Here is a 3303-nt window from a genome sequence, read left to right as displayed (position 1 = left end):
AATACCGAAATCCATAGGATTGTTGCCACATATACATTGTTGTAAAACTATATTCACAAGCCTCATAAGATACTTTATCAAAGTATGGCTGCAATTCCTCTTTTGAATTTGCTCTAATATGATGTAAATTTTCTTTTCCATCAAGAATGCTCATCCTATCCCCTTCTTTCTTCTACCTATTATACCCTAAAATTTTTCATTTTAATACTGATACTTCTATCTAATTTATAGTCTCATCGCTCAATTCTCAAATCATCTATTCATTTGCATCTATCCTTTATAAATGTTTAAATAAACAAAGATACCAACACTTCATTTCTATATTTATCTTATTGTAAAAAGGTTTTGACATGAAACAGATTAACTTACTCCAGTCTATCATATCTACTATTGGAATTATTGGATAAAAATAGTACTATATCAGTCGTATTTATATATTTTTTCTATTTAGTTATGATATAATGATATGACTTAACATTAATAATTTCCCATTTATAGCATTGAATATCCGACAATCAATGCAAATATGGCAAAAAATTTTAAGTTTTATACTTTTTGATAGAATCTACTATTATTTTTTAAGAATAATAATAGGAAAGGAATTCTTATGAATACTCACTACATAAAAAAGACTCTATTGTGGATGATAATGCTATTTTGTTTTTTTATTTTTACTTCTTGCAATCCGCTAGATTCAGATTTTTTGAAACAGAATGCAGAGAATCTTCTCACAATCCATACAATTGATGTTTCTCAAGGAGACAGTACTCTTATCGTTTCTCCGGGTGGTAAGACTATTCTAATTGATGCAGGGAACAATTCATATGGAGATGATGTGGTTGATTATATCAAACAACAAGGAATTGAAAAAATTGATATTTTAATTGGAACTCATCCTGATGCAGACCATATCGGTGGAATTGATTCTGTCATAGAAAATTTTGAAATAGGTAGGTTCTATATGCCTGTTCGAAAACATTCTACAAAAACTTACCGAGAAGTAATAAAGGCGGCGAAAAAAAAGAACCTTACTATCGAAGATGGATTGGCAGGAATGGAAATCCCTTTTGAAAAAGGAATTTCAGTAACATTTTTATCCCCCTTCAACCATGCGTATGCAAACAACAATCAGTTTTCTATTGTAACATATCTTGAATATAACAAGCTTTCTTTCTTATTTATGGGAGATGCTGATGAATATAATGAACGAGAAATTTTGTCGCATTATCCTAATTTGAAATGCAACTTCTTAAAGATTGGACACCATGGAAGCAAGCACTCTACAAGTGAAGAATTTTTAACCTCGGTTTCACCAAATGTCATTTCTATTTCTTGTGGATATAACAACCAATTTCATCATCCAAGCAAAAGAGTGATGCAATTGATAGAGAGATACAATATTCCTGTGTATAGAACTGATGAACAAAAAACCATTCGTTTTTTCTCTGACGGAGTTCATCTTTCAACAGACATGTCTTCTCAAGGAAGTTATGATTATCCAAACGAATAATCATTTTTTTCTCTTCACATTGTTTTTTCTATAATCTAGATAGTTGTATTAAAATCTTCTTGTCAACTATTTTTATATATACTATAATAAATTGATCAAAGAAAATAAAACCATACTGAATTTTAAACTTATCTTATGATAACAATTATTCTGTATTCTAAATAAATTGACTAAAAATACTTATCTTTCGAAAGAGGTGGACAATATGCCAAAAACAGATCAGGCATCTGTGAATAAACTGTTCCAAAAAATTGTCAATCTATATGAACAGCACAACTACTCTTCTGCTCTTAAACTAATAGAGGAACATCGAGACTCCATGTCTGAATCCTTAAATATGAAACAACAACTACAATTAAATAAACTTCATGCTTCTTCTGCATACCATGAAATTATCCGTTTGCATGAAGAAAATCCCGGCTCATTGGAACTTCGAAATATGTTCGGAGCATATAAACAAATGCTGGAAATTCACTTAAATGCTAATGACTGGAACCATTTACTTGGTATGTTTTCTGATGTTGATATCAAAAACACATCTTTTGTTCATGCCAAGAGTCCAAACTCACAAAACAAATTGTTATCTTCGAATTTGTTACTTAGTATTGTCTTCACGATTTTTTTAGTTGGAATACTTGCACTAGCTTTTTTGTTCATAAAACCTAAACTACTTAATATGGATAACAATTCAACGATACAATCTTCTGATACGGAAAATGGAGAAAGTAATTCAAACAGCTCCTCTGCCGAAAACAATGCAGGTACTACTACAAGTTCCGGTTCAACTCAAAGTTCTGTAACGACACCTGTAACCACCAATAACACAGTACAGAATCCTGCCACTACACCTGTTAATCCTAGTGGTACAACAGTACAAAGCCCTACAGCTACACCTGTAGATTCCAATACTGCAGCACAAAGTACTGATTATTTACTTCCAAGTGATACAAAGCTTCTAACAAAAGAAGATATGGCTACATTTGATAGAAATAACCTTAATCTAGCGATTAACGAAATGTTTGCTCGTTATGGATATGACTTTGGCAAATCCGGAAAATACTATGAGTATTTCAAAACAAAGACCTGGTATCAAATAGATCCTAATATAAAAAATTCAGTACAAGCAGAAAATAAGTTCTCTGAGATAGAACATAAAAACTTAAATTTCTTATTGAAGTACAAACAAGGAAAAATAAAATAAAGAAGAAATTACCAAAGAGTAAAAAAGAGATGATTTATCAATTTTAAGATAGATTTTTCTCTTTTTATTTTACTAATAATTAAATCCTTAAAAAAAACCAATAACTTAAATGAATCATTCTATTTTACTGATTGAAACACAAATCTGCATAGAAAAATGCATTTCATACGAAGTACCAGCCATATTAAAAATATTTTGTTTATTGATAAACCACACAATCTTATTTATCTTATGTTATTTTCTTATCTCTATCATGCAGACAAAATTTCCGAAAGTAATCGATAGTTGTTTTTCAACTTATTTTTACTCAATTCTACTTATATTTTTTTATTATCAATGGATAGATACGTACTTTCATTTTGTTTATAGATAGAAAGGTTTTTACATATTCCAATAGATATTTTGATAATCAATCCAATCTATTTCATTTTATATTATTTACAAATATGAAATCTTTATTATTAAGAAGTGAGTGAAAGTATACATTGCAACTTTTACTCACTTTTTATACTCAAGTGTTTTATTGTGTTTAAAAAGAAAAAAAGAGTAGAAGCTTATCCATCATCGGCTTCTACTCTCTATTGCTTTTCTT

2 protein-coding genes are annotated in these 3303 nt (G+C 29.6%); both read left to right on the top strand.

Features of this window, described 5'->3' with window-relative positions; genetic code table 11:
• Positions 1-703 precede the first annotated feature (703 nt).
• Positions 704-1510, top strand: coding sequence for a ComEC/Rec2 family competence protein (locus ACO5GE_RS07840; protein WP_484830357.1), 807 nt, complete (start codon positions 704-706; stop codon positions 1508-1510).
• Positions 1511-1715: 205 nt separating this feature from the next.
• A complete protein-coding gene (locus ACO5GE_RS07835; protein WP_484830356.1) occupies positions 1716-2711 on the top strand; it encodes a YARHG domain-containing protein in 996 nt (331 codons plus the stop codon).
• The last annotated feature ends 592 nt before the right edge of the window (positions 2712-3303 follow it).

The organism is Filifactor sp. (assembly GCF_057248345.1).
Note: the sequence above shows the minus strand (reverse complement) of the source record. Positions and strands in the feature narration are given on the sequence as shown.

What these genes read in the sequence shown, in the direction of transcription:
- ACO5GE_RS07835 (WP_484830356.1), top strand. Translation starts at nt 1,716, where the DNA reads ATGCCAAAAACAGATCAGGCATCTGTGAATAAACTGTTCCAAAAAATT.